Origin of the sequence: Actinotalea fermentans, from assembly GCF_007991475.1 — a bacterium.
Taxonomy (GTDB): domain Bacteria; phylum Actinomycetota; class Actinomycetes; order Actinomycetales; family Cellulomonadaceae; genus Actinotalea; species Actinotalea fermentans.
The window spans coordinates 1-1,342 of record NZ_BJYK01000020.1; the positions used below are offsets into that span (position 1 = coordinate 1).

Sequence of the window (1,342 nt, forward strand, 5' to 3'; positions counted from 1 at the left end):
CGAGATGGCTTGGGTGACCGTTCGGCGCGCCGACGACGGCAAGAAGCGGTACCAGGGCCGGTACAGGGACGGGTCGGGAGCCAAGCGCACCGCCGGCACGTTCAGCACCGAGAAGGCCGCGATGCAGGCCGCCGTCCGCGCCGAGCTCGCAATGGCGGAGGGGACGTGGATCGACCCGCGCGCCGGGCGACTGACGTTCCGGGAGTACGCCGAGAACGTCTGGCTGCCGTCACGGCACCTGGAGGTGACCACCTACGCCGCCTACGCCTCGAACCTGCGCATCCACTTCATCCCCTTCTTCGGGGACTACCCGATGGGGCGCATCATGCCCGCGATGGTCCAGGCGTGGGTCAACCAGGCCGGAAAGGCGACGACGATCGCGGGGAAGGAGCGCAAGGGCCTGTCCGCGCGCTCGATCGTCAAATACCACGTGATGCTGCACTCGATCTTCGCCCGCGCGGTCGCCGACCGGATCATCCCCTTCAACCCCTGTGGGGCCACCGACCTCCCCAAGGTCGTGACGGCCAAGACCCGCACCCTCACCCCCGACGAGTACACCCGGCTGCTCGCGCAGATTCCGCCCCGGTTCACCGTGATGGTCATGACCGCGATCGAGACCGGCCTGCGCTGGGGTGAGCTCGTCGCACTTCGACCCCGGCACGTCGACACCAGCACCTGCACCATCACTGTGCAGGACACCATCGTCGAGGTCTCGGCCAAGGACTCCCCCACCGGACAACGCATGCTCGTCAAGCCCTACCCCAAGGACGACGAACACCGAACCCTCGCTGTCTCCCAAGACCTGATCGACGCCCTCACCTCACGCATCCGCGAGCTCGGTCTCAGGGACGACGACCTCCTGTTCCCCTCCCGCGAAACCGCAGGCGGGCAGCCCCTATCCAGGGCCACGTTCAACACCCGCTACTGGCGGCCCGCCGTCCAACGCTCCGGCATCGACTTTCCCGTCCGCATGCACGACCTCCGCCACGCCCACGCCTCCTGGCTCCTCGCCGGCGGAGCCGACCTGCGATCCGTCATGGCACGCATGGGCCACGCCCAGATCCAGACCACCCAGAGGTACCTGCACACCCTCGACGACGCTGACCAACGCGCCCTCGCCGCCTTCCACGCCGTGCGCAGGCGCGGCTGAGCTACCCTCGCCGCGCCTCGGCCCAGGCCGCAGGCGGGCGCCACCCAGTCCTACTACTATCCGTGAACAGTGCGCCGTCGCGCCGTCGCGAGCTGCCTGATGGTCGAGAATTCCAGCGTTCCGAAGGCGTCGCGCACGGCGTCGAGGCCGAAGAAGGCAGCTGCGTTCACGAAGCCGTTGCAGGTGTCGTTG

General features: G+C 68.6%; 1 protein-coding gene. It reads left to right on the forward strand.

Translation table 11 applies throughout. From position 1 onward, the window contains the following. Nucleotides 1-1,150: tyrosine-type recombinase/integrase (locus AFE02nite_RS17210; protein WP_222594437.1), on the forward strand; the 1,150-nt coding region annotated here is incomplete at its 5' end. Nucleotides 1,151-1,342: the final 192 nt, after the last annotated feature.